Genomic DNA, 24,743 nt, shown 5'->3' with positions numbered 1-24,743 from the left:
GCTCTAGGACAGGAAGTATGACCTAGAACCTGGGCAGCTCGAACACGGGCGGAGGCGGCAGCTGGATCTGGGGAAGCTGAATCTGCGGCAACCCCGGAATCAGCGGTGCAGGAGCGGGTGCGGGCGCAGGCGCCGGAGCGGGTTCGTCGTACTGCGGAGCCTCGTACGTCTCGACGGGTGCAGCGGGAGCGGGCGCAGCTTCCGTCGTCGCGGGAGGCGGTGCCACGGTCGTGACGGGTGTCGTGGTGGACGCCGCCGAGCTCGACGTCGACGGCACTCCGGTGACGGTGTCGGCCGTTTCCGTCGGCGCGCTGGCCGGTTCTTCCGAACCGCCGTAGCCGAGCGTGAGTCCGAGGGCTGCGACGGCAGCGAGTCCACCCGCGACCAACGCCGCGCCGCGAATCTTCCGTTTGGACGTGGCCGTGCGGTCCACCGGCTCCGGGCTGAGCCAGTCGGGAGCACCGGTCAGGGCCTGTGCGGGAGCTGCCACGGTCGGCTCGGGGTTCTCGACCGGTGTCGCCAGAAGCGCAGCGCCCTTGGCCGCGACGGCTTCCGGATCCCGCGGCGTGACGACGGGCAATCCGGTCCACGACCGAAGAATGGCCTCGACCAACGGAATGCGTGCGCCGCCGCCGATCAGGAAGAGGGCGTCGACGTGCTGCGGCGAACGGCTGATGACGTCGCGCACCAAACGTGCCGAGTACTCGATCGGGACGGTCACCAGTGCCTCGAACGATTCACGCGAGATCAGGATGACGCCACTTTCACCGGGCAGGCACACGGCACCGCTGGTGGACAGCTGTTCCTTCGCGATGCGGCAGCGGCTCGTGAACTCCTGCACACCGAGCGTGTTCTGGGGATCCACACCCTGCTTGGCGAGTTGGTTGTCACAGATCAGCCGATCGAAATCGTCTCCGCTGATGTCGATGGTGCGCTCGGCGAGCAGAACGTTGCCCGACGCCCGATCGACGACACTGACGGTCAATCCGGAGCTGCCGAGGTCGTACAGGGCGATGGTCGAGAAGTCACCGATTTCACCGGAGGCGTCGAGATACGCGAGGGCGGCTCTGGCCTCGGGGACCAACCGATAGTTGTACAACCGCTGACGTGCCATCGCCTGCTGGATGTCGCCGAACTGCTGTTGATCGCGGTACGCGACGCCGGTGGCTTCCACCTGGCTGCCGTCGTTCTGGGAGAGCACGACGCCGATCGACTCCGCTGCCAGTTCTTCGGCGCGGTCCCAGTGCGCGTCGACGGTATCGCTCTGGAAATCCAACTCTCGGTGCCCGGACGTGTGCAGGCGCAGATCGGGCCGTGCCATTCGAACGGCACTGGACCCGACCGATACACCGAGAACCTCAGTCATGACCTGCCTCACTTGGTTAGCAGCGAACGGACTCGCCGACCGGTTTGGTAACGATCCCATCTCGAAGCCGTCGCTCGGGCATCACTGTAGCCTGACCGTTCTTCGAATGCGATTGCCGGATGCAGCGAGTGCAGAGGGGGCACTAGCCTGTCCCAGTGCATGTCCTCTTCGTTTGTACCGGGAACATCTGCCGCTCGCCGACCGCGGAACGCCTCGCGGTGGCCTACGCCGGCGAGGCGGGTGTCCAGCTGACGGCGTCGAGCGCCGGGACCCACGGTCTGACCGGCCACGCCATGGACGAGACCGCCGCGTTGGTGCTGCGTCAGCTCGGCGGTGAACCCGACGGATTCGTCGCACGCCGTATCTCACCGCGCATCGCCGACGACGCCGACCTCATTCTGGCGATGACAGCCCGGCATCGAGACGAGGTGCTCGCGATGGCACCGAGGAAACTGCGTCGGACGTTCACTCTTCTCGAGGCAGCGTCTCTCGCCGAGCAGTCGGGAGCGCAGTCGCTCGACGACCTAGCGGCCGCACGGGCGCGACACTCGGTCGACGAGACCGACATCGCCGATCCGTACACGAGACCTCACGACGTGTACGAGAGCGTGGGGCAGCAGATAGCCGATGCACTGCCCGGAATCGTTCGTCTCCTCTGACGAACTGTCCGGTTGTACGCCGTCGCGAGCTGAGCGCACCACCGACCGCTGAGGTAACGTTCCGATATCGGTGCCGCCGACAAGGGGACGGCAACTTCGCGTGAGGGCTGACAAGACGATGCGTGACAAGGTCATCGCGACATCTGCGGTGGCAATCGCAGGACTCGCAGTAGCCGTCGGACTCGGTATCGGCGCTCTCGGAGGCGCGTTCGACGATTCCGCCGAGCAGGTCGCGCCACCGGCGTTGCGGTCCGACCTCAGTACCGCCGTGACGGCGACGCCGTCGGCCATCACCGTTCCGCCGTCACCCACCTGGCAGGTGGCCGTGCCCACGCAGCCGCGCACGACGACCACGACGCCCCCGACCACCACCGAGGCCGCGCCGACCGGCACGGACGACACGTCGACGACGCGCAGTCCCCGCAGAACCACCGCCGATCGTTCGGAGGACGAGACGACCACCGAGACGACGACGCCCAGGCGCTGAGCCGCCGAGTCGCGCGCTACGTGACGGATCCGGACGCGCCGACCTCACCGATCGAGGATTCGAACCCGTTCTCGGCCGGGGCGAGTTCCGAAATCCATACCAGGACCGAGCGAGTCTCGGTCGCCTGATCGAGGGCGATGTGCGTCGTACCGGGTTTCAACACCCCCGAGCCGAGGACCTGGGTCGCGTCGAATCCCTCGTCCTTCTCCGGCGCGGTCCTGATCTCGACGGCCGTTCCGACGTCGTCGGATGCGATCCAGATCTCGTCGATGTCGACGGTTCGATCGAAGTCGAGGACGAGACCGATGCCCTGCTCGGTACCGCCGAACGCGCTGCGGTAGGTGTCGGTCGACCACCGTGTGGCCGGATTGGAATCGACGGCTCGGCCCGCGTCGTTCGCGTTGTCCGCGTAGCGCACGGCAGACCACGCCTGTGCGCTCGCGGGCCGCAACGGCACGTCGGCCGACGACGGCTCGGGCCCACGAGGAGCCGACAACGACGGGACCGCGACGCTCTGTACGCCGCGGCCGAACACGGTGGTGGAGATCAACCACCCTGCACCGCCGAACAGCAGCAGCACGACCACTGCACCGATCGCCGCCGCCAGTCGCGTTCGCGACGTCATTCGTGGTGCGTCCGGGGGTTCGACGGGAACGTTTTCGATCGGCACCGCAGGCTGATCGGCGATCAACAGAACATAGGGCGGGGTCACCATCACCCGCGGCGGGACGGCGGACGGGGTCGCGAATTTCTCCAGCGCGTCGGATCGCGGACGGTTCGGTCGCACCATGTCCATGTGGACGACCTTGACTCCGAGTTCGCGGCCCGTCGCGAGATCTCGTGCGCGCCAGGACGAGGCGAACGACGGTGACGGGCGTTTCTCGAGCAGCCGATATCGGTCGGCCAGAACACTTCCCGCAGTGACCGTCGCGCTCATCGTCGCCTCCCACCCCAGCGACTCACCTCGCCGTGACGACAGGCCGAGGAGAGTCACTACCGTGCGGGTCATCGCCGGCGCCGTCCCCCGTGGATTCATCCCCCACGCCCGGCACTGCTGACCCTGAGGCGATTGTGCTACTTCACAACTGCGACTGTCCGGGCTTTGCGGTAACTCCTCAAGCGGATTGCGGTGCGCCCCACACCATGCGCACGACGGTGCCGTCGTGATCGGACGTGACGGTCGTCGAGTCCGCCAGCGCGTGCATCAGAGGAACGCCGCGGCCGCGCGTCGCGTCCGGGGCATGCACGGACCAGACGCCGTGGTCGCAGATCGTCACTTCGATCTGACCGGTCTCCGGGGCGTACAACGCGTGCAGGTCCAGAGTCCCTGTCGCGCCGTCCTGTTGGTATGCGTGTTCCACGGCGTTCGCCAGAGCTTCGTACGTCGCCAGAACGACGTCGTACACACGCTCCGGTTCGACCTCGAGACCGGTGAGCCATTCGCCGAGTGCGACTCTGAGCGCGGACGCCCGGTCCGGGGCCGCGGCTTCGCCGTCGAAGTTCAGGTGCATGACGTCCCCTCGACCTGGGCTGAGTAACTGTCCGGTGGCAGCGTCGAGCGGCGTGTCGTCTCCACCGAGTGCTGTGACCTTCATGAGAGCGTCATACCCGAAACTTCAGGACTTACCCGCATCGAGTGCAGTAAGTGCTTCGTCGACGGTCGCGTAGATGCCGAACAGCTGGTCGAGGCCGACGAGAGCAAGCGGTCGACCGGTTGCGGGCCCATCGGCGACGACGGCGAAGCTCGCCTTCTCACCGAGCTGCTGGTGGGTCGAGGCGAGCAGCGACATTCCCGCCGACGCGAGGAACCCGACGTCGGTCAGATCGATGACGAGAGCTGCCGGCGATTTTCCGAGAACCAAGGAGATGGACTCCGACAACTGCGGTGCGGTCACCAAATCCAGCTCACCGGATACGGTCACGACGACGATGTCGTCGCGCCAATCTACTGCTACGTCGAAATGTTGAGGCCCAAGGCCCGACTCGTCCACGGTCACAGAAGAACAAGATACCCGAGGGCTCGCGACCCCTCACATGGTGCTGTTGCGCGCTCACCTGGCGTTGGGTCGGTTTCACACTAGAGTCGAGCGGGTGACGACCGATCGCCTTCCCTCGCTGTCGGCGACGGCCCTCGGTGGAGCTGTGGGCGCCGTGGCCAGATTCCAGATCTGGCAGATACGCGATTCGTCGCGGTGGTTGATGGTCAGCACGTTCGCGGTGAACGTGGTGGGGTGCCTGCTGCTCGGTGCCGCACTCGGATACTTGTCGGGCTCACGCGCTCCGATGCTGCGCGCCGGCGTGCTCGGGCTCGCCTGCGGCTTCACCACGTTCGGCTTCTACGCGCTGCACGGCGTCACGTACGACGCCGCATGGCACTCGGTCCTCTACATCGTCACGACGCCGGTGCTGTCGGTCGTCGCTCTCGCAGTGGGCGCCTTGATCACCCGACCGGTGGCTGCGCGTCGATGATCCCTCTTCTACTCGTCGCCCTCGGCGGCGGCGCCGCAGCTCTGACGCACGTCGCGTTGACCGAGGCCGCCACCGATCGCCGACGCGTTCTCCTTCTCACCGTCTCGACGTGCGGGATACTCGGCGTCGTCATCGCCGCAGCACCGCCGCAGTGGATCGTCGGCGTCGTGTGCTTCGGATTCCTGGGCGGCCTGGCACCGATGTCGTCGGTCGCGTTGTGCACGGTCACGCAGATACGCGACGGCAGAGTGCGCGACGCGGCGCTCTTCCTCGCGGCCAACGTCGTCGGTGGCGTCGCGTGCGTGATGTTCGGAATTCTGTTGTTGAAGTCCGGCGTGACGCTCTACTCCAAGTTCTGACAGTCGCCCTGGACAGCGGCCTTGACGAACCCAGCTACCTGGTACAGGTAGGTGTACTCCCAGAAGACGAGAGAGAAGTTGTAGGTGCGCGGCACGGCCTGCATCGTGACGTCGCCGTCGAAGCACTGATCGAAGATGTAGCGCGCTCGCGGCAGGTGGTAGCGCCAACTGACGACGACGACGTGGTCCCACCCTCGTTCTCGCGCGAGTTCTTGGGTGAAGATCGCTTCGCCACGCGTCGTACTCGGCTCGGGTGGAATGCAGAGCACCGTGTACTTCTCGGTGTCGGCGCCGCAGTATTTCTTCATGACGGGGTCTTTCGGCCCGTACGGGTCGGACAGCACGACGGTGTCGGCGACGCCCTGCTCGGCGAGCGAGACTCCGTATGCCTCACGGCCGTCGTGTTCGCCGCCCAGGACGATGATGGCGTCGGCGCGTGAGACCGGATCGATGCGCGCTTTGGTGAATGTCACATAGCCGCCGATTCCGACCACCGACATCACGATGACCGGGAGCACGATGGCCACCACGATCCATCGGCTTCTCCGCATCACCCGTCCAGCGTAGGCAGCGACGCGCGACGACGCCTCGGCCAGCGATGAAGCTCACGTACCCGAACAGGCATCGATGCGCCGCGGCAACCGGTAGACGGCTGCCACGGCGCATCGATGTCGTCTGCTACTGGCTCGGCTGCGGGAGGTTGCAGTCCGTCACCTTGGGGTTGACCCCTACGTAGTTGAGCGGACCGGCCACGACGGTGAGGGCGATGGTTCCGACGCCCGCGCAGTTCTCCGGCGCGCTGGAGGCGTATCCCCTCTGGAACACTGCGACGGCTCCGATGACGAGCCAGATCAGGACGATCAAACTGACGATTCGCATGACTTCACATCCCCTCCCGTGACCGCCGGTCGGCCACTGCGGACCGGGCGGATACCCGGTCCGAGGTGGGCGAAACCCAGGCGCTGCGCCGCTCGTGCGTGCTTGGTTGGCCCAGGGTCCGACTAAGCGCGCACGGGTGCGGAGCGCACTTCCAAACTCGCGTCGGCGAGGCCGAGGTGATCGCGCAGCGTCGTTCCGGTGTAGTCGGTACGGAACAACCCGCGGCGCTGGAGTTCCGGGACCACGAGGTCGACGAAGTCGTCGAACGTGCCGGGCGCCTGTGCTGCGGACAGGATGTAGCCGTCGGCCTCCCCGCCGTTGAACCCTTCCTCGATCTGGTCTGCGATCTGCGACGCCGTCCCGACGAACTGCGGCAGCAGAACACCCTGTGCGTACAGCTTTCCGATGTCGCGCAGCGTGAGCGAGTCCTTGTCGCTCAAGCGGTGTGCGACGTCGAACAGGCCTTGACTACCGGGGACGGTGACCTCCTCGATGGGTGCGTCGAGGTCGTACTGCGAGAAGTCGTGGTCGGTGTGCACCGACAGCGTGATCAGCCCCGAGATCGGGTCGGCGAGTTCGTTGTGGAACGCCTGCTTCTCCCGCGCGATGGACTCGGTCTCGCCGACGAACGGCACGAACGACGGGAAGATCTTGATGTCATCCGGGTTGCGGCCGAAGTTCGACGCGCGGGACTTGACGTCGTCGTAGTAGGCCCTGCGTCCTTCTTTCGTCGGGTCGATCTCGAAGATCGCGTCGGCCCACCGCGCCGCGAAATCCTTTCCTGTCGAGGACGATCCGGCCTGGAAGATGACCGGACGACTCTGCGGCGAGTGCGGCACGGTGAGCGGGCCACGCGTCTTGAAGAATTCCCCGTCGTGGTCGACGGTGTGCACCTTGTCCGGATCGGCGAACAGTCCGGATTCCTTGTTCTGCACGAGGGCGTCGCGCTCCCAGCTACCCCAGAGCTTGTACGCGACTTCGAGGAATTCCTGTGCACGAGCGTAACGTTCGTCGTGACCGAGATGGTTCTCGATTCCGAAGTTCTGCGCCTCGGCCTGGTTGAGCGACGTCACGACGTTCCAGCCTGCGCGCCCGCGACTGAGGTGATCGAGCGTCGCGAAGATGCGTGCGAGTTCGTACGGGTGGAAGTACGTCGTCGACTTCGTGATCGCGAGGCCGATCTTGTCGGTGACGCCCGCGAGCACGGCGGCGACCAGCGACGGATCGATGGTCGCCGACGCCTGAGTTCCGCTGCTCAACGGAACGCGAATGTCGTTGCCGTAGCGGACCGGCGTGGCCAGCAGGTCGGCGAAGAACAGGAAGTCGAACTTGCCGCGTTCGAGCGTCTTCGCCACGCGCGTGTAGTAGTCGGGCCCGAGATAGTCGGTTTCCGACGCCGGATGCCGCCACGCGGCATGAGAGTGGGTGACGTGCGATGCGATGAGGAAGCCTGCGAGGTGCAGTTCGCGTGACATGTGAATTTCCTTGTGCGTGAGTTCGATCAGAAGTAGCCGTTGAACGGCAGGGGCTCGTCGTTGAGAATTTTGTTGCCGATGGCAGCGGCCTTGTACGCGGCAGGGTTGTGCAACGTGATCGTGCGGATGTTGCGCCAGTGCCGATCCAGGTTCTTCGCGCGCGACGCGGCAGATGCGCCGCCGACCTCGAACAGAACCGTCGCCGCACGTGTGGCGATGTCGTCGATGTGCACCTTCGCCTGCGACGCACGCAGCGACGCGAGGGCCGCGAGGTCGGCGTCGGGTACGGCGTTCACGAGAGACGCGTAGGCGGCGTCGATGGCATCCGCTGCAGCGAGCGTCGTCGACTCGGCGGCGAATGCCGTGCTCGCCAGTTGTCCGACTGCGTTCTGCAGCAACGGGTCTCGCGTCAGCTCTTCGGTCGGTCCATGCGCGAACCCGCGGGTGCGGCTTCCGATCAGGTCGACGGCGTCGGTCACGACGCTGCGCAGAATTCCGCTGACGAGACCGTGCAAGTACAGCTGGAGGAATGCGAACTGATAGGACGGGTCAGGCGCGGCGTCGAGCGGGATGCGCGAGACGATGTCGTCCTCGGTCACCGACACAGACGTGAATCGTGTTGTCCCGGTCCCGGTTCGGCGCTGACCGATCCCGTCCCAGTCGTCGACGATCTCGACGCCGTCGCGATCGGTGGGAACGATGACGGATGCGACGGCGACACCGTCGATGTCGGCCCAGATGCTGACGTAGTCGGAGAACAAGGTGCCGGTGCTGTAGAACTTCTCGCCGTCGAGCAGGAACTTGTCACCGTACGCAGTCAGGTGTGTTCCGTACTTGAAGTTGCCGACGGCCTGGCTGCCGCGCTCGCTGCTGGCGTTGCCGAAAATCTTGCCCTGCAGGATCAGCTGGATCCAGCGGTCGTTCTCGAATCCCGGATAGTCGACGGCGGTCGCCTGACGGAGTCGTTCCTCGACGAACCAGAAATGGGTGCGCAGGATGTGCGCGACGATCGGGTCGGCCTCGGCGATGTCCGCGATGACGCCGAACAGTTCGCGGACGGTGAGCCCGCCACCGCCGATGTCCTTCGGGAGTCGAAGCGCTCCGACGCCCGCCCGCCGGAGTGCGTCGATCTGGTCGAACGGGTTCTGATCCTCCAGGTCACGCCTGCTCGCTCCCTCGGCGATGGTCGCGAGAAGTGCGCGGTATTCGGTCGAGCCGGGAACGAGCACGCCGACGGGCTTGTCTACTGCGGTGGTCATGCGTTCGATCGTCGAACCTTCAGCGCACGTTGTCAGTAGTTCAAATCAGCCTGAACATAAGAATTCCCGGCTTCGGTCGTTGCTCGACGTGGGCGTCGAGGTCACCGGCCCCTCCCCGCGCACCTTTCAGCGGATGCGCACGTTGCAACCCGCGCGTTCGCTGAAACCTGCGCGGCCGAGGCGTGCCTGCACCCGACCCGTTCCCAGTTCGCCTCCCCGTCACCCGCTTTGTACGCTTACGCGAACGAAGGGACCCTTTTCGACGATGAGCAGACGCAGTCTCGACTCCTACGACGCGTACGGCGGGTGGACCGACGATTCCCGTCGGCGTAATCGGTTACGACGACGTCGTCATGCCGATGCTCGTCGCAACCGGCACCGCACGCGTCGACGCGTCCTCCTCGGGTCGGGTGTCGTCGTCCTCGTGCTGTTCGCGCTGTGCGGCTGGCTCGGATACACCGCGTACAGCGCGTATTCGAATCTGTCTGCGGCCAAGGACCACGCGGGTGCTGCCAGGGCTGCCCTGCTGGGGGGCAACAGCGAGCGCGCATCCGCGCAGTCTGCAGACGCGGTCCGCACGTCGAGCGACGCCGCGAGCGCGACGGGTTCGCCGATCTGGCGGGCCGCGTCGGCGATCCCGTTCGTCGGCAGCCCGTTGCGCACGGTCTCGGAGATCACCGAGGTGGTCGACGGGCTCGCGACCGATGTCCTCGCACCGGCGGTCGAGGTGGGAACCGCGCTCGATCCCAAGCGTCTTCGCACTCCCGACGGCCGTATCGACGTCCAGGCGTTGCGCGACGCGGCCCCCGCGCTCACCGAGGCCGCGTCGGCGGCGGTTGCGTTGAACGCACGCGCGGCCGAGATCGCCGAGCCGTCGTACCTCCGCCAGGTCGACGATGCACGGATTCAACTGCAGGATCAGGTGCACGAACTGTCGACGCTTCTGACCAACACCAGCGTCGCGTCGCAGGTGTTGCCGTCGATGATGGGCGCCGACGGGCCGCGTAGTTACTTCATGGCGTTTCAGACCAATGCGGAGTCGCGTGGAACCGGCGGGCTGATGGGCGGTTTCGGCATCGTGACGGCCGTCGACGGCCGTGTGCAGGTCGACGATCTCGCCCGGAACAGTGAACTGAAGGAACGCTACGACCCGATCGACCTCGGTCCCGACTTCTACGCGGCGTACGAGGAGCGCTACCAGGCGACCCAGAACTGGCAGAACAGCAACATCAGTCCACACTTCCCGTACGCGGGGCAGATCTGGCAGTCGATGTGGCAGCAGGAGACCGGTGAGATAGTCGACGGCGCCCTTGCGACGGATCCGGTTGCGCTCAGCTACGTACTGGACGTCGTCGGGCCCGTGACGATGGCCGACGGCGAAGTCATCGACGCCGACAACGTCGTTCGTATCACGCAGTCGGACGCCTACTTCCGCTTCCAGGACGACAATCGTGCCCGCAAGGACTACCTGCAGGAGATCGCGGCCAGGGTCGTGACGAAGATGCAGGGTGACATCGGCTCTCCCGCAGCACTGCTGGAAGCTTTGGGCCGCGCCACGAGCGAAGGTCACATCGCGGTGTGGAGTGCGGACCCCGCGATTCAGAGCATCATCGGTCCCACGAAGATCGGGCACGAGATTCCCGATTCCCCGGCCCCGTACGCGGCCGTCGCGGTCACCAACGGTGCGGGCGGAAAACTCGACTACTACCTGCAGCGCGACGTCACGTACACGGGCGGATCGTGCGAGGGCCCGACGCGTCCCACCAAGGTCGTCGCCGAGATCACCAACAACGCGCCGGCTCAGGACTATCCGGTGTACGTCGCGGGGCGTCAGAACGAGTCCACTCGGTTCGGCGGCCCTCCCGGCACCAACCGCAGCGTCGTGCAGTTGTACGCGACGCAGGGCGCGACACTCGAGAACGTCACGCTCAACGGCAACCCGGTGTTCCTGGTGACGGCGAGCGAGCGCGGGCACCCGTTCTTCTACACGCCGATCGTGACCGAGCCCGGACAGACCAACGTGCTCGAGTTCGACCTGATCGAGCCGACGGCGCCGGGCGAGGCGCAGGCACCGGTGCAACCGCAGGTGCAGCCGTCGACGTCGACGGTGGACGTGCCTACCTGCTGACGGCCTCGCGGTCGTCGACCAGGGTGTCGAGTTCGCGGCCCTTCGTTTCCGGGGCCGCGAACGCCATCCACAGGACGGCGACGAGGACGAGCCCGCCGACGATCGCGAACGTCATGGGCAGGCCGAGCACCGGCCACAGGACCGACCCGAACAGCAGCGGAGCGAATCCCGTCGCGGCACGGCTGACCGACGACGCGTAGCCGAAACCGGAGGCGCGCAACGTCGTCGGATAGAGCTCGGAGACATAGCAGTAGAGCACCGGGATCGCGATCTGCACGACGAAACCGAAGACCGCGAGCCACACCAGTGCACCGGATCCGGCGTCGAGCATCATCGCGAAGACCACGAGCGCAGCGCCCGCCACCGGCCCCGAGATACCGATGACCCACTTACGCCCGACCACCTCGACGAGGTACGCGGACACGATCACGCCGACGATGCCGACCCCGGTCATCAGTGTCGTGCCTGCGAATGCGGCGAAGTCGTCGTAGCCCTGTCTGCGCAGAATCGACGGCATCCAGCTCAGTGCGGCGTAGTACAGCAACATGATCGACACGAAGAGCAGCCACGCGGCGGACGTGATCCGCGAGCTGTAACTCCACACTGCCTGCAGTCCTGCGAGCGCGGACCGCTTCGGCGCGGTCTCGGCGACGATCTCGTACGGCTGCGGCACGGCTCCGGTGCGCACGACCATGTCGTCGATCACCGCCCGCGCCTCCGCTTCTCGGCCGACCTTGGCGAGATAGATCGGCGACTCCGGGATTCCGCGGCGAACCCAGAACAGAAGCAGCGCAGGCAGAACCATGAACAGCAGCATGACGCGCCAGCGGGTGTCGCCGTCGATCGGCACGAGCATCGTGGCGACGACGCCACACACGGTCGCGCCGATCGGCCACCATCCGTCCATGGCGGACAGCACTTTTCCGCGTATCCGACGCGGCGAGAACTCGCTGACGAGGGCGTAGTCGACGGGAATGCAGCCGCCGAGGCCGAATCCGGCACAGAATCGGAGCAACACGAAGATCTCGAAGTTCGGCGAGAACGCACCGAGCACCGAGAAGAGCGCGAAGATCAGCAGCGTCAGCGAGAACGCGCGTTTGCGTCCGACGCGGTCGGCGATCGTGCCCCACACGACGGCGCCGACGGCCATGCCGATCAGGTTGCCCGTGGCGACGAGCCCGCGTTCGGCCTGCGAAAGGTCCCAATAGGTTCCGAGCAGAGGCGTCAGAAACCCGTTGAGTGCGACGTCCCAGGCGTCGAACATGTAGCCGAGTCCGCCGATGACGAAGATTCGTCCCTGCACTGCCCATTTCCAGGGGAGCTCCTGCACCACCTGTTCACCGGTCTTCACCGCCGTATCTTCTCATCGCACGGCTCGGTATACAGTCGTGCCATGCGAACGGCGGCAGCGCTCGTGGCTGCAGCGCTGCTCGTGGCGGGGTGCAGCGGCGACCAGAACACGAGTACCGAGGCAGAGACCGAACCCTCGACGACGCATCAGGTCTACTACGCATCCGGATCGATGACGGTCGGATATCCCACGCCCGCTCCCCCGCCGACGGGTTCGCCGTCGGTCGTTCCGGGCTTCGTGGATCAGCCGCCCGACAGCACGTTCACCATCGCGGACGTCCGAATCGCCGACGGCACGGCCGTGTTCACGTTCGACGGCGACGGCGTCGTCAACTACGTGGCGCGCTATGTCGACGAGGCAGCCGTCTACGGCAGCGACCAGACGGTGGACGTGCCGGGGCGGTCGATTCTGCAGCTCGACCTGATCACCGATCCGTCCGCGGACACCACGCAGATGGTCCGGTCGACGGTGACGGCTCCCGAGGCCGAGGGGCCGGTCTTCGTGCACACGGCCCAGGCGTCGGAAGGGGTGTTCCAGGCGTTCATCGGGACGTCCGTCGACAGATCCGACATCGTCGTCGTGCCGCAGCAGAATCCGCCGACGCTGACGGTGTCGGTCACCGGAGCGGCTTGAGCACTCGGCTCGGCACCCAGTGCGTCACGGTCTCGCTGCGATCCTTTGACATCAACTGATAGGTGACGCGGCCGATCCAGTCGCCGTCGACCGTCATCGACCACTCCGTCAGATCAGCCGGTACGACGGTGCGGACCTCGAACCCATCCGCGGTGTAACGGCCGGTGTGGTGCGGTGGCTGCGGGTAGAGCACCGCGAGATCCACCAGCACCTTGACCGGTGGGGTGAGCACCTTGAACGGCTGCCGCCGCGGGTGCGCACCACCATCCCATCCGTCCACCGATCGATCATATGTTCGAAAGCATGATCGACTCAAACGAGACGACCGGTGAAGTTACTTGTAGCGCGACGCCTCGCTGACGCCGTTGCGAGCCGGACCGCCGTCGTAGGGCTGGGCAGCGGGCTGGGCAGTCGAGTGGACGCTGGGCTGCGCCGGGCTCAACACCTGCTTGGGCACCGACTTGTCCGTCTCGTAGTAGTACGCGTAGCCGTCTCCGCCACGACGGCCGGAGGTGGGCGTCATCGTGAAGACCGCGCCGAGGATGTGCGCACCGATGGTGGTCAGATTGCCCGTCGCGCGCTCGAGTTCGGCTTCGGACGTGTGGCCGTGGCGTGCGATGACGAGCGCGCCGTCGCTGTGCGTCGTCAGCAGCGCGGAGTCCGTCACCGGCAGCAGCGGTGCGCCGTCGACGATGACGTAGTCGAACCGGCCACGCAGGTCTTCGATGACGCGGCGCGACGCCTCCGAGCCGAGCAGTTCGCTCGGGTTCGGCGGCAACGGCCCCGACGCCAACACGTCGAGTCCGACGAACTTGCTGGGCTGCAGGACGTCGTCGAGACCCGCCTGTCCCGCGAGGACCGTCGACAGTCCGACGGACCCGATGAGACCCAGGTACTTCGACACGCGCGGCCGACGCAGGTCGCCTTCGACGAGGACGACGTGATGGCCGGCTTCGGCGAGCGCGAGCGACAGGTTGATCGCCACCGTCGTCTTGCCCTCCGACGGGACGGCACTGGTGACGACGATGACGCGCGGCGGATTGTCGACCTCGAGGAACTGCAGGTTGGTGCGCAGCTCGCGGAACGCCTCGGCGCTCGACGAATGTCCGGCACCGAACGACACGATCGACGAATCCTTGAGGCTCTTGTCGAACGGGATGTTGCCGACGAGCGCCGAATTCGCGGACTTCTCCAGCGTCTTGCGGTCCTTGATGGTGTTGTCGAGACGGTCGCGCAGGACGGCGAGTGCGATACCGAGAAGCAGACCGACGGCAGCACCGAGCGCGAGGTTGCGCTTCGTCTTCGGGCTGACGGGCGTCGACGGTGTCTGCGCCTGTTCGACGAGGCGGACGCCTGCCGTCGGAGAGCCGCCGTCCTCCGGGGTTTCGAGTTCACGGACGAGCGTGGTGAGCTGGGTCGCCATCGAGTTCGCGACGTCGCGGACCGTCGCCGCGTCCGTTCCGGTGTGGCAGATGTCGAGCAGGACGGTGTCGGGCGTCGACTTGGCCGTGGTGTCGCGCGCGACCTCGGCCGGGGTAGCCGTCAATCCCAGTTCGTCGATGACGCGTGCGGCCAGGGTTTCCCCCGTCACGAGTTCGGAGTACGACGCGACGCGCTGCTGCGAGAACAGGTTGCCCTGGTACGTCTCGCTGACCGACGAGCCGCCGGACGTCGACACGAACACCCGGCTGCATGCCTGGTACGTCGGTGTGGTGAGAAGCGAGACGGCGAGCGAGCCCAGAATCGCGACGGCGACAGTGACGACGATGATCATCCATCTGGTCTTCAATATCTTGAGATAGTCCTGGATTTCCACGTCGTGCTCCTAAACTCGAAAAATTCGTGTCGATAATTTCATAGCGTCGTACGGACTGCCTTTCCTCATGAATGCACGTCGCCTCCGACACCCGGCCCTTCGGCCGCCTGCGAAATCGACACCGCGCGCAGTTCTTCCCCGATCACACTCGCCCCCACCGGCCCCAACATCTCGTCGTGTTCGACGTCCAGACCGCGCACCCGAACCGGCCTGTCCACGAACGGGTGCCACTGGGATGCACCGTCGGAGTTCCGCGCCGAGAGGTAAATAGTATCGCCCGAGAACTTCTCGGGCGCATTCGCAGCGACCAGCGCGGGTGCAGCGACGACCGGTTCGTACATGCGGCGCAGATGTTCGCTGGTAACGGTGGCGGCGCCGGGATACGTCGCCGCCAAATTCCTCGAAATTGCTTCGAACGAATGACCCTCCGCCCCGAGATGACGACCGAGGTCCTGGGCCGTGAACTGCTCGGCGTTCTCGGGTTCGGTCAGATGCGCATCGACGAGAACAAGCGTCACCTCCCCTCCCCCTTTCTGGAGTCTCGTTCCAACGGCGTGCGCGATGACGCCGCCGAGGGACCAACCGAGCACGACGTACGGCCCGTGCGGACACACCGCGCGGATCTCGTCGGCGTAGCGATCCGCGTACTCGTCGATGGACGTCGGGGCGATCTCGTCTCCTGCCATGCCTGGTCGTTGCAGCCCGTAGATCGGCGCGTCGACGTGGGCGGCCAACGCTGCGTAACTCCACGCGATCCCGACGGCAGGGTGAATGCAGAACACCGGGATTCCGTCACGGCCGGGCGTCAGCGGGAGGAGCACGTCGAACATGTTCTGGGCCTGCATGTTCGACGACCGTTCGAGCCTGTCGGCCATCGCCGACACGGTGCGGTCGACGAACATCCATGCCACCGGGACTTCGCGGCCGAGAAGCCCGGAAAGCGCATCGGAAACCTGCACGGCCCCAAGGGAATGCCCGCCCAGATCGAAGAAATCGGCGTCGACGTCGACATTGTCGGGATGTATCCCGAGTACGTCGGCGAAAGCGGTGCACACGATTGTTTCCAATTCGGTGGAGGGTGTGCGAGTGGACGACGACGCGAGCACCGGGGCAGGCAGCCGACTGACGTCGATCTTGCCCGCAAGTGTCGTCGGTAGCGCGTCGACCGTCGTCACCGTGCTCGGAACCAGGTACGGCGGCAGCGTCCTTGTCAGAAACGTACGCAGACCGGCGTGCGTACCGTCCCCGGTGACGTACGCGTCGAGAACCGTGCCGGTGTCGCTTTGTCGACCTGTCACGAACGCCTGGTCGACGGCCGGATGCTGCAGCAGTGCGGCTTCCACCTCCGCGGGTTCGACGCGGTGCCCGCGAATCTTCACCTGGGTGTCCGCGCGGCCGAGGAATTCGAGGTACGGCCCGCCCGAACCGGCACGCCAGCGCACCACATCGCCCGTGCGGTACATGCGTGCTCCCGGCTTGCCCAGAAGGTCTGGTACGAACCGTGACGCCGTCAGCCCTGGCCGCGCGACATAGCCGTCGGCCAGCGCAGGTCCCGCCAGATACAGCTCGCCCACGACGCCCGTCGGGACCTGCCGCAGAACCGGGTCGAGAACCAACGCGTCGAAACCCCGCGTCGGCCAGCCGATTCCCGAGTCGACGCCGGCAGCGAGATCGTCGCTGCACGTACCCATGATCGTGGCCTCGGTGGGACCGTACGCGTCGAACACCGATCGGCCGGACGCCCAACGTCGGATCAGTTCGGAGCCGGCGACGTCCCCGGCCATGATCACGGTCGTGACGGTCGGCGCTGCAGCCGGATCCGTGGCGGCAAGGACAGCGGGCGTGAGGCAGACATGTGTCACGCCGGCCGTGGTCATGAAGTCCGCGAGTTCGCGTCCTGCACGCACGGCAGGCGCGACGAACAGGGACGCACCCGAACCTGCCGCGAGCAGCATCTCGAACACCGACGCGTCGAAGCCCGGGGACGCGAACTGCAGCACCGCCGACCGATCATCGACGCCGAACGTCTCGCGTTGTGACGCCACCAGATTCGCGATTCCACGTCCGGCCACGCGCACACCTTTGGGCGTCCCCGTCGACCCGGAGGTGTAGATGACGTAGGCCGGGTCGTCCGGCGTGGGCCGTACCGCAGCCGACGGCGAGGACGTCGAATCCGGAGGCAGCCAGTGGGTTCCGTCGCAGATCGGCTCGTTCGACACACCCACGACCGGCGCGGCTTCGCTCACGATGTCGGCGATGCGGGACGTCGGATGCGCCGGATCCACCGGAAGGAATGCAGCGCCGGTCCTGGCGACGGCCCACACCGCGACGACGTGATCGATCGATCGTGGCAGTGCCAGTACGACGACCGTTCCCGGGCCAGCTCCGCGCTGCAGCAACGCGTAGCTCAATCCCGTTGCACGCGCGTCGAGTTCGCGATAGGTGAGGTGATCCGACCCGTCGACCACGGCGGTCGCGTCGGGCCACCGGCTGACGGCGTGGTCGAAGACGTCTGTGAGCGTGCAGAATTCGGAGACGCCGACCGTGTGTGCAGGAAGCTGACCGTACGTACCGAGGACGTCGATGCGCCTCAGCTCGGTCGTGGGCTCGCGCACGACGGCCCGTAGCAACGCCGTCAGGCGCGACGCGACCATGCGCACCGTGTCCACGTCGAACCGCCCAGGCGAGAACGCAATACTGCCGGTCATGGACGCGTCGTCGAGCACGATCTCGAGATCGAACTGGGTGTCGCCGGTGGGGAGCGGGCGAACGACGAGGTCGTCGACGACCGGCTGCGACGAGACCGACAGCAGGACTTGGAAGAACGGGTGGCTCTCGCCCCGACGCGGCGGCGCCAGATGCTCCACGACGTCGTCGAACGGCACGTCGGCGTGCGCGAATGCATCGAGGTCGCGACCGCGCACATCCGCGACGAACTGCTCGAACGTGAGCGCGCGATCGATCGGAGTCCGGAGAACGACTGTGCCGACGAACATTCCGACGAGATCGTCGAGCAACGGACTGGTGCGACCCGACACCGGGGTTCCGACGGCGACGTCGTCCGTGGACGCGAGATCGGCGAGCAGCAGGGCGACGGCTGCATGGACGACGACGAAGGTCGTCGCGCCGAGGCGACGTGCCAACGCCCGCAGTTCGACGGCGGTGGCGTCGTCGATCGTGAAGTCGGCCGGCGTCGCCGGGCCTTCTGCCGTGGGAGCGCCGCTCGGAAGTTCGAGGTAGTCGGGGAGTCCTTGCAACGCCTGCTCCCAGAATGCGAGCTGTGTCGGCGCGACGATGTCGAGGATTTCACGGTGCCAACGACGGTAGTCCGCGTAATCGACTGCGACGTAGGGTAACTCGGGCGATCGACCGTCGAACCGGGCGTCGAGCGCGACGCGCACGTCCCGCACCAGTGGTGCCACGGATGCACCGTCGACCGCGATGTGATGAGCGACGACGACGAGGTCGACGTGCTCGCGTCCCGAGTCCACGAGTGCGACTCGAACCGGTGCGTCGACGGTGAGGTCGAATCCGGCATTCGCGATCCGATCGATGTCGTCGACCCGCAGTGCGAGATCGGGAACCACGTCGTCCGCGGCGCGCACCGACACGACAGGCCCCGGCGCATACACCGTCCGTAGCGGCTCGTGTCGGTCGAGCACGTCCACGATCGCTCGACGCAGGGCACGGGTGTCGACGTCGCGCGGCAGCGCTAGCGCGAACGCCAGGTTGTACGCGCTGGATGCACGGTCGAGTCTGTTGTGCAACCAGATTCGCCGTTCGGCGGCCGACAGATCGGTGCTGCCGTCCGGGCTGTGCCGCAACACCGGCAGCGCCACGCGACGGCCCGACGACGTATCGAGCACAGCGGCAAGCGTTCTCGCCGTCGGCGCGTCGAACAACGTACGGAGCGAGACCTCGACCGCGAAGGTGGATCCGATGCGTCCTACTGCCCGCAGCGCCGTCAACGAATCACCGCCGTGCGCGAAGAAGTCCGCGTCGACGGTCAGGTCGTCGACACCCAGCACGTCGGACAGAATTCCCAGCACGATGCTCTCGCGCAGGGTGCGCGGCGACCCTTGTTGTGTAGCAACGACATCCGGGGCCATCAGCGCGGCTCGGTCGACCTTGCCGTTCGCGGTAACGGGGATGTCGTCGACGAACTCGATCATGGCAGGAACCATCGACGCAGGCAGCCTGCTCGACGCCCACGCTCGCGCATCGACCGCCGCGTCGCCGACGACCCATGCGACCAGCCGTTCGTCTCGCACATCGGCGACCGCACGCGTCAGCGACGGATGAGACGTGAGGGCGGCTTCGACGTCGCCCAATTCGACGCGGACGCCACGCAGCTGCACCTGCGCATCGGCTCGCCCGACGAAGTCGAGGGCACCATCGGGCCGTCGACGGACCAGGTCGCCGGTGCGATACAGCCGTCGTCCACCGGCACCGGCGACGAACGACGCGGCAGTCGCCGCCGCGTCGCCGTAGCCCCTCGCCACGCCGTCACCACCGAGGTAGAGCTCGCCGATCGCGCCGAGCGGAACCGGATGCAACCGGCCGTCGAGCACGAGCGCGTCCACCGAGTCGAGGGGTGCACCGATGGTGGCCGTCGTCGTGAGCGGTTCGGTCAACGTTGCGACGACGGTCGACTCCGTGGGCCCGTAGGCATTCAACATCGTTCGTCCGGTCGACCATTGCCCAACCACATTGTCCGGCAGCACGTCCCCGCCGACCGCGACGGTGGTGACGGTGTCGACGGGCGGCACCGTGGCCAGCAGAGCGGGAGTCGACAGAAAGTGTGTGACGCCGTGTGCGCGCAGGTACTCCGCGGTCTCGACGCCCCCGGCGAGCGTCGGCGGTGCGACCACCAACGTCGCGCCCGAACCGAATGCCAACAGAATTTCCAGCACAGCAGCGTCGAAGTTGAGTGAATACCCCTGCAACACTCGTGATTTCGACGTGACGCGGTATCGCGGAACCGCCTGGCGCGCAAGCGCATGCACCGCCCGGTGGGTGACGGTCACCCGCTTCGGCGTGCCGGTCGACCCGGAGGTGTGTACGACGTAGGCGGCATTGTCCGGTCTCAGCGGCCCCCGCCTGTCGGCATCTGTGACCGCCGCGTCCCGGCATGCACCCGCATCCGCCTCGGACACCCACGTGACGTCGGATTCGGATCCACCGATTCCCAGCGACGTCCCGCGGAGCATCTGAGCGCGCCGCGCCGCCGGGTACTGCGGATCGACCGGCATGAACGCCGCACCGGACTTCACGACGGCCCACATCGCGACGATGTAGTCGGCGGAACGTTCGAGGGAGATCGCGACCGTGGTTTCCGGACCGGCGCCGTGACCGATCAGACTGCGCGCCAGTCGATTCGATCGCCGTTCCACCTCGTCGGCTGTCACGGCCACGGTGCCGTCGAGGTCGACCGATCGGAAGACGTCGAGCAGCGTGCCCTCCCCCGCACGTGCATGGCTCGGGGCTGTATCCCCGACGACCCATTCGATGTCGCCGACCACGACGGTCGGGTCCGCGGCCACGGTCCCGAGAGTGCGTTGGAACGCCGCGACGAACGCGTCGACGGTCTCACGTCGATACATGTCCGACGCGTACTCGAGCCACCCGTCGATGCTGTTCTCGGATTCGGTCAGCACGAGTCCCAGATCGAACTCGGACACGTTCTTGGATCCGGTGACGACGTCGGACGGCAGATCGACCTGGTTCTCGTACGACAGCATGATCCTCGGCGCAGCGTGCCGAATGTCCGACAGCGCAGCGAGATCCGACCGTCCGACCTGATCGAGCAGTTCGACGAAGGTCGCCTCCCGGTCGACCTGCACCACGAGTGGGACCGTCAGGGCGAACATGCCGACCATGTCGACGGTGTCCGGGTGCGTGCGCCCCGACGTAGGTGTGCCGATCACCGTTCGGCCCAGTCCGCTGAATCTGGCCAGGGTCATCGCGAAGATGCTGTGCACGACCATGAACGGTGTGACACGCGCGTTCTGCGCGAGCATTCTCACATCGTTCACGGCAATGTCGACGGGCCGTCGAGAGATGTGCAGGCTCCCGCGCGTCCCGTCCGCGGGCAGGTACGCCGTCGGTGCGTCGTCCAGCGGAGCGACGTCGACGTGGGCGTGGTTCGATGACGCGAAGTGCGCGTACTGCACGGCGAGCGGTTCCCAGTCCGGCGGCCGGCCGACGCCGCGGGCCTGAAACGCGCGTGCGAAATCCCGGAGCACCACCTCGACCGATCGACCGTCGACGGCGATGTGGTGCGCGACGATCGCCAGGGCGTCGCCGTCAGGAGTGCGCAGTACGGTGGCCCGGAGAGGGACCTCGGCGGTCAGGTCGAACGGCGTTGCCGCACAGAGGTTCAGGCCGGCCTCGATGGACTCGCCGTCGAGCTCGGGTAGGTCGATCAGCGCCTGGGACACATCGACGACAACCTGATGCGGTCCGTCCTCGTCCGCCGGAAAGTACGTGCGCAGGACGTCGTGGCGCCCCAGAACATCGCGGAGTGCCGCGATCGCGTTCTGCGCCTGTCCATCCGGAAGACGAACGGCCACCGGCAACGCGTACACGGTATACTCGTTCGTTTGCTCGGCCATCCAGATGCGGAACTGCGCCGCCGACAACGGAACCCGATCCGGTACGACGACGGACGCCAGAGGCGTCATGGGCACTGCGTGTCTCTCGTCCAGCAGCGCCGCGAGAGAGGCGACCGTCGGGTGCCGGAACAACTCGGCGAGCGTCACCGACGTGCCCAGCCTGGCCAGCACGGTCGACGCGGTCAGCGAATCGCCGCCTGCATCGAGCAGGTTGTGGTGGCGGCCGACCCGGTCGATGCCGAGGGCGGTCGAGAACATCTCGGCCACAGCAGTTTCCGTCGGCGACATCGGTGCTTCGTACTGTGCGTCGTCGTCCGGGTTCGACAACGCCCCGCGGTCCGGTTTGCCGCTGGGGGCAAGAGGAATCTCGTCGACGGCGGTGATCGTGGACGGCACCATCCAGTGTGGCAGTGCGGATCTGACATGTGCATCGAGATTGGCGACATGATCGTCTTCGTCGACCACGACGAACGCCACCAGCGACGTACCGCGAACGACGACGACGGCATCGCGCACCGAACGATGACGCACGAGGCACGCCTCGATTTCTCCGAGCTCGATGCGTCGACCGTTGACCTGCACCTGAGTGTCGGTGCGGCCGAGAAACTCGAGTACGTCTCCGGCCGCCGAGGTCCGCACCCGATCACCCGTGCGGTACAACCGCTGCCCGATCGTGAAGGGATCGGCAACGAATGTTGCTGCCGTAGAACCGAATCGCCGATCGTAGCCGCGTGCGATTCCGTCGCCACCGAGATACAGCTCGCCGACGCCTCCCGCGGCCACGGGGCGCAGCGCTCGATCGAGAACCACTGCCCGCACCCCGGGAATCGGACGGCCGATCGCCACCGGTTCGTCCACGCGCATCGGCGCGGACACCGTCGCCACCACGGTTGCCTCGGTCGGACCGTACGCGTCGAGCATGGTGTGTCCCGGCGCGAACCGGTCACGGAGCGCGGGTGGGCAGACGTCGCCCCCGACGTCGAACACGGCGACGCCGTCGAGATCCTCCGGTGCCAGCGTTGCGAGTACCGCCGGCGCGGTGATCAGGTGGGTGATGCGTTCTGCCGCAATCAGATCGGCGAGTCGTCGGCCGGACGTGACGTCGCGCGGCGCCACGACGAGGGTGGCGCCCGCCGCGAAGGCCATCAGCATTTCCTGGATCGACGCGTCGAACACCGGAGATGCGAGGTGAAGCACCCGCGACGTGCGGTCGACGCGGTACTGCTCGACGACCGCATCCGCGAGTGCGGCGAGGCCGCGGTGAGTGACACTGACGCCCTTGGGAATTCCGGTGGTTCCCGACGTGTGCACGACGTACGCCTCGTTGTCGACCGACGCCGACGCCACCACCGGGGCCGCGTCGGCGCCGGGGCCGATCCACCGGATGTCGTCGCACACGGGCTGCACGTCCGTGAGTCCGAGTCGTATGTCGGCGGCGTGCATCATGTCGATGGACCGTGGGTCGGTCGGGTCGACCGGCACGAACGGCGCCCCTGCCCGTGCGACGGCCCAGCACGCGATGACAGACCGGTGCGATCTGGCCATCGCGACCGCGACACGCACCTCCGGACGCGCACCGGCGGCCGCCAGTTGTTCTGCCAGACGATCGATTTCGCCGAGCAGCCGATCGTAGGTGTACGACGTCTCACCGTACCGAAGCGCAACATCGCCCGGCCGCCCGCGGAGCAGTTCGGGCAGTGTGCGCGGCGGGACCGGTGCGGGAACACAACCGAGATCGGTGGGCGGGAGTGCGATCGCCGACACCTCATCACCGTCGTCGGCGGCGACGAACGCGTCGAGCACCGACAGAAAGCGGTCCCGGTGCGTCGTCAGTGCGGCGACGTCGTACAGCAGTGGGTTCCCCAGCAGGTCCACCCTGGTGCTGGCGCCCGGGAGGCCCGGATAGACGTTGACCATGATGTCGTCGACAGGGCCGCTGGACAGGACGTGGTAGTCACCGACCGTGTCGCCGAGACGTATCTCGTTGCCGAAGGTCATGATGTTGACGGTCGGGCCGAAACTGTGTCCGGCGTCGTAGCGTTGATGCCGCAGAGCTCCCGAGAGTGCCAGTTCGACGCGGCGGCGCACCTCGCCCACGGTCGTCGTCGACGGGACGGCAACCCGAAGGGGCACGACGTTCGCGAGCATGCCGATCGACGCTCGTAGCCGCGCGGTCGTACGACCCGAGACGGGAAGGCTCAGCACGACGTCGTGCGTGTCGGTCATGCGCGCGAGGTACAGCGCGAACGCCGCGAGGACGTCCGGAACACGCACCGCAGCAGTGTCTTTCAGTGTGGCACCGACCGAGATCGCCGCGCCCCCGACAGGGGCGGACCGGCCCGCGAGCCACACCCGTTCGGGACGGTTCGCGAGCACCGCCTCCCAGTAGGTCCGGTCCGACTCGAATCGCGTCGAGTTCTCGTACGCCAGTTCGTGGTCTCGGATGGCCCGTAGGGAGAGCCCACGCGTCGGCGGAATCTCGGCGCCGTCGATCATCGCCGCGTACACGGCGGCCGTGCGTTCCCACAGGGCGATCGCGCCGAGCCCGTCCATGACGACGTGGTGCACCCGACTGAACCAGAACCATCTCCTCGGACCGACCTGCAGCAATTCCGAGATCATCAGTCGATCGTGGAGCATGTCCACCGGTTGTCGGCAACGAGACTCCATGTACGCCAACGCAGTTCCGATGGGATCCGCCTCGCCGGTCAGATCCCGATACTCCAGGCCGTACGTCGCGTGTCGATCCACCTGCTGGTACACGACGCCGTCGCGCTCGAAGAGACTCACGATCGGCGATTCGAGCTCCCGCGTCGTGATGTACGAGGCGCGGGTCAGCGTCGGTACGTCGATGCCCCCGACGACATCGACGTACTGAGCAATGGTGAACGGGACGTGCGGATCCACGGTCTGCGCGAGGTAGATGTCGGCCTGCGCGGGAGACAGCGGGAAGGCGCTGGGGGCAGGCGAGGGCGCCGCGACACGAGTCGATTTCGACGCCACACGATCCCCTCCCGACAAGGGCCGAACGAATGCGAGCTGAATAATCCCGCTCGTACAAGTTAGTTCTTTTCCATGAATTGTTCTACTCGGTGAATGAGCCCGAATTCCGTATATGAATCGATATTTCGGGAGATTTCGACGCCGTCGCTTCGGCGAAGCCCCTCGAATCGTCCTATCGCCCGTTTCGCAGGTGAGTGGCCGTGCAGATGCCAGTTCGCATCCGAATTGAACGACGTCGTGCCACC

The 24,743-nt window shown here is 66.5% G+C and carries 18 protein-coding genes; 6 read left to right on the top strand and 12 right to left on the bottom strand.

Annotated features, from left to right (window positions below):
* Nucleotides 1–22 precede the first annotated feature (22 nt).
* On the bottom strand, nt 23–1,366 hold the full coding sequence (locus tag HQ354_RS12035) for an Hsp70 family protein (RefSeq protein WP_068425529.1): 1,344 nt from the start codon (nt 1,364–1,366) through the stop codon (nt 23–25).
* Between the two features lie 155 nt (nt 1,367–1,521).
* Between HQ354_RS12035 and HQ354_RS12030 the strand changes: the two genes are divergently transcribed.
* Nucleotides 1,522–2,025, top strand: a complete 504-nt coding sequence (locus HQ354_RS12030) for a low molecular weight phosphatase family protein (RefSeq protein WP_084423710.1) — start codon at nt 1,522–1,524, stop codon at nt 2,023–2,025.
* 100 nt (nt 2,026–2,125) lie between these two features.
* Nucleotides 2,126–2,512: a hypothetical protein gene (locus tag HQ354_RS12025; RefSeq protein ID WP_254303497.1), complete on the top strand. Its 387-nt coding sequence runs from the start codon at nt 2,126–2,128 to the stop codon at nt 2,510–2,512.
* Between the two features lie 16 nt (nt 2,513–2,528).
* Here HQ354_RS12025 and HQ354_RS12020 read toward each other — a convergent pair whose 3' ends face one another.
* The 3 genes from HQ354_RS12020 to HQ354_RS12010 all read right to left on the bottom strand — a co-directional run bounded on the left by HQ354_RS12020 (nt 2,529) and on the right by HQ354_RS12010 (nt 4,509).
* Nucleotides 2,529–3,521 carry a hypothetical protein gene (locus tag HQ354_RS12020; protein ID WP_222634722.1) on the bottom strand — a complete coding sequence of 331 codons (993 nt, stop codon included), beginning with the start codon at nt 3,519–3,521 and terminating at the stop codon, nt 2,529–2,531.
* Nucleotides 3,522–3,627: 106 nt separating this feature from the next.
* Nucleotides 3,628–4,107, bottom strand: coding sequence for an ATP-binding protein (locus HQ354_RS12015; RefSeq protein ID WP_240930868.1), 480 nt, complete (start codon nt 4,105–4,107; stop codon nt 3,628–3,630).
* 21 nt (nt 4,108–4,128) lie between these two features.
* Nucleotides 4,129–4,509 (bottom strand): STAS domain-containing protein, encoded by a 381-nt coding sequence (locus tag HQ354_RS12010; RefSeq protein ID WP_068425537.1) that lies wholly within the window; start codon nt 4,507–4,509, stop codon nt 4,129–4,131.
* A gap of 94 nt (nt 4,510–4,603) precedes the next feature.
* On the opposite strand from HQ354_RS12010, the gene HQ354_RS12005 reads away from it, so the two are divergent.
* Nucleotides 4,604–4,981, top strand: coding sequence for a CrcB family protein (locus tag HQ354_RS12005; protein WP_254303498.1), 378 nt, complete (start codon nt 4,604–4,606; stop codon nt 4,979–4,981).
* Nucleotides 4,978–5,340 carry a CrcB family protein gene (locus HQ354_RS12000; RefSeq protein WP_068425545.1) on the top strand — a complete coding sequence of 121 codons (363 nt, stop codon included), beginning with the start codon at nt 4,978–4,980 and terminating at the stop codon, nt 5,338–5,340. Before HQ354_RS12005 ends, HQ354_RS12000 begins: the two co-directional genes overlap by 4 nt.
* Here the strand turns inward: HQ354_RS12000 and HQ354_RS11995 are convergent.
* The 4 genes from HQ354_RS11995 to HQ354_RS11980 all read right to left on the bottom strand — a co-directional run bounded on the left by HQ354_RS11995 (nt 5,325) and on the right by HQ354_RS11980 (nt 8,953).
* On the bottom strand, nt 5,325–5,891 hold the full coding sequence (locus tag HQ354_RS11995; RefSeq protein WP_167675313.1) for a YdcF family protein: 567 nt from the start codon (nt 5,889–5,891) through the stop codon (nt 5,325–5,327). The two genes, HQ354_RS12000 and HQ354_RS11995, sit on opposite strands and share 16 nt — an antisense overlap.
* Before the next feature lie 127 nt (nt 5,892–6,018).
* The gene (locus HQ354_RS11990) at nt 6,019–6,219 is read right to left on the bottom strand and encodes a hypothetical protein (protein WP_068425551.1); all 201 of its coding nucleotides are present in this window, start codon (nt 6,217–6,219) and stop codon (nt 6,019–6,021) included.
* 122 nt (nt 6,220–6,341) lie between these two features.
* The gene (locus tag HQ354_RS11985) at nt 6,342–7,694 is read right to left on the bottom strand and encodes an LLM class flavin-dependent oxidoreductase (protein ID WP_167675203.1); all 1,353 of its coding nucleotides are present in this window, start codon (nt 7,692–7,694) and stop codon (nt 6,342–6,344) included.
* 26 nt (nt 7,695–7,720) lie between these two features.
* Entirely contained in the window at nt 7,721–8,953 is a 1,233-nt protein-coding gene (locus tag HQ354_RS11980; protein WP_167675205.1) for an acyl-CoA dehydrogenase, read from the bottom strand.
* Nucleotides 8,954–9,218: 265 nt separating this feature from the next.
* On the opposite strand from HQ354_RS11980, the gene HQ354_RS11975 reads away from it, so the two are divergent.
* A complete protein-coding gene (locus HQ354_RS11975; RefSeq protein ID WP_167675207.1) occupies nt 9,219–11,081 on the top strand; it encodes a DUF4012 domain-containing protein in 1,863 nt (620 codons plus the stop codon).
* On the opposite strand, the gene HQ354_RS11970 is transcribed toward HQ354_RS11975, so the two are convergent.
* Nucleotides 11,071–12,432, bottom strand: coding sequence for an MFS transporter (locus HQ354_RS11970; protein ID WP_222634721.1), 1,362 nt, complete (start codon nt 12,430–12,432; stop codon nt 11,071–11,073). The genes HQ354_RS11975 and HQ354_RS11970 overlap by 11 nt on opposite strands.
* Before the next feature lie 42 nt (nt 12,433–12,474).
* Between HQ354_RS11970 and HQ354_RS11965 the strand changes: the two genes are divergently transcribed.
* Nucleotides 12,475–13,065 (top strand): hypothetical protein, encoded by a 591-nt coding sequence (locus HQ354_RS11965; RefSeq protein WP_222634720.1) that lies wholly within the window; start codon nt 12,475–12,477, stop codon nt 13,063–13,065.
* On the opposite strand, the gene HQ354_RS11960 is transcribed toward HQ354_RS11965, so the two are convergent.
* From HQ354_RS11960 to HQ354_RS11950, 3 genes are all read right to left on the bottom strand, one after another.
* A complete protein-coding gene (locus tag HQ354_RS11960) occupies nt 13,049–13,345 on the bottom strand; it encodes a hypothetical protein (RefSeq protein ID WP_068425568.1) in 297 nt (98 codons plus the stop codon). The genes HQ354_RS11965 and HQ354_RS11960 overlap by 17 nt on opposite strands.
* A gap of 54 nt (nt 13,346–13,399) precedes the next feature.
* Nucleotides 13,400–14,881, bottom strand: a complete 1,482-nt coding sequence (locus HQ354_RS11955; protein ID WP_084423711.1) for a polysaccharide biosynthesis tyrosine autokinase — start codon at nt 14,879–14,881, stop codon at nt 13,400–13,402.
* Nucleotides 14,882–14,946: 65 nt separating this feature from the next.
* The gene (locus HQ354_RS11950) at nt 14,947–24,498 is read right to left on the bottom strand and encodes a non-ribosomal peptide synthetase (RefSeq protein WP_222634719.1); all 9,552 of its coding nucleotides are present in this window, start codon (nt 24,496–24,498) and stop codon (nt 14,947–14,949) included.
* Nucleotides 24,499–24,743: the final 245 nt, after the last annotated feature.

This window comes from Rhodococcus sp. BP-261, from assembly GCF_019835205.1.
Classification (GTDB): domain Bacteria; phylum Actinomycetota; class Actinomycetes; order Mycobacteriales; family Mycobacteriaceae; genus Rhodococcoides; species Rhodococcoides kyotonensis_B.
The sequence above is the reverse complement of the archived record's forward strand: the minus strand, read 5'-3'. Positions and strand labels throughout refer to the sequence as shown.

Coding starts and splice junctions, on each gene's coding strand:
- HQ354_RS11975 (WP_167675207.1), top strand. CDS start 9,219: ATGAGCAGACGCAGTCTCGACTCCTACGACGCGTACGGCGGGTGGACC.
- HQ354_RS11965 (WP_222634720.1), top strand. CDS start 12,475: ATGCGAACGGCGGCAGCGCTCGTGGCTGCAGCGCTGCTCGTGGCGGGG.
- HQ354_RS11985 (WP_167675203.1), bottom strand. CDS start 7,694: ATGTCACGCGAACTGCACCTCGCAGGCTTCCTCATCGCATCGCACGTC.
- HQ354_RS12015 (WP_240930868.1), bottom strand. CDS start 4,107: ATGAAGGTCACAGCACTCGGTGGAGACGACACGCCGCTCGACGCTGCC.
- HQ354_RS11990 (WP_068425551.1), bottom strand. CDS start 6,219: ATGCGAATCGTCAGTTTGATCGTCCTGATCTGGCTCGTCATCGGAGCC.
- HQ354_RS12035 (WP_068425529.1), bottom strand. CDS start 1,366: ATGACTGAGGTTCTCGGTGTATCGGTCGGGTCCAGTGCCGTTCGAATG.
- HQ354_RS11980 (WP_167675205.1), bottom strand. CDS start 8,953: ATGACCACCGCAGTAGACAAGCCCGTCGGCGTGCTCGTTCCCGGCTCG.
- HQ354_RS12020 (WP_222634722.1), bottom strand. CDS start 3,521: ATGACCCGCACGGTAGTGACTCTCCTCGGCCTGTCGTCACGGCGAGGT.
- HQ354_RS11995 (WP_167675313.1), bottom strand. CDS start 5,891: ATGCGGAGAAGCCGATGGATCGTGGTGGCCATCGTGCTCCCGGTCATC.
- HQ354_RS12000 (WP_068425545.1), top strand. CDS start 4,978: ATGATCCCTCTTCTACTCGTCGCCCTCGGCGGCGGCGCCGCAGCTCTG.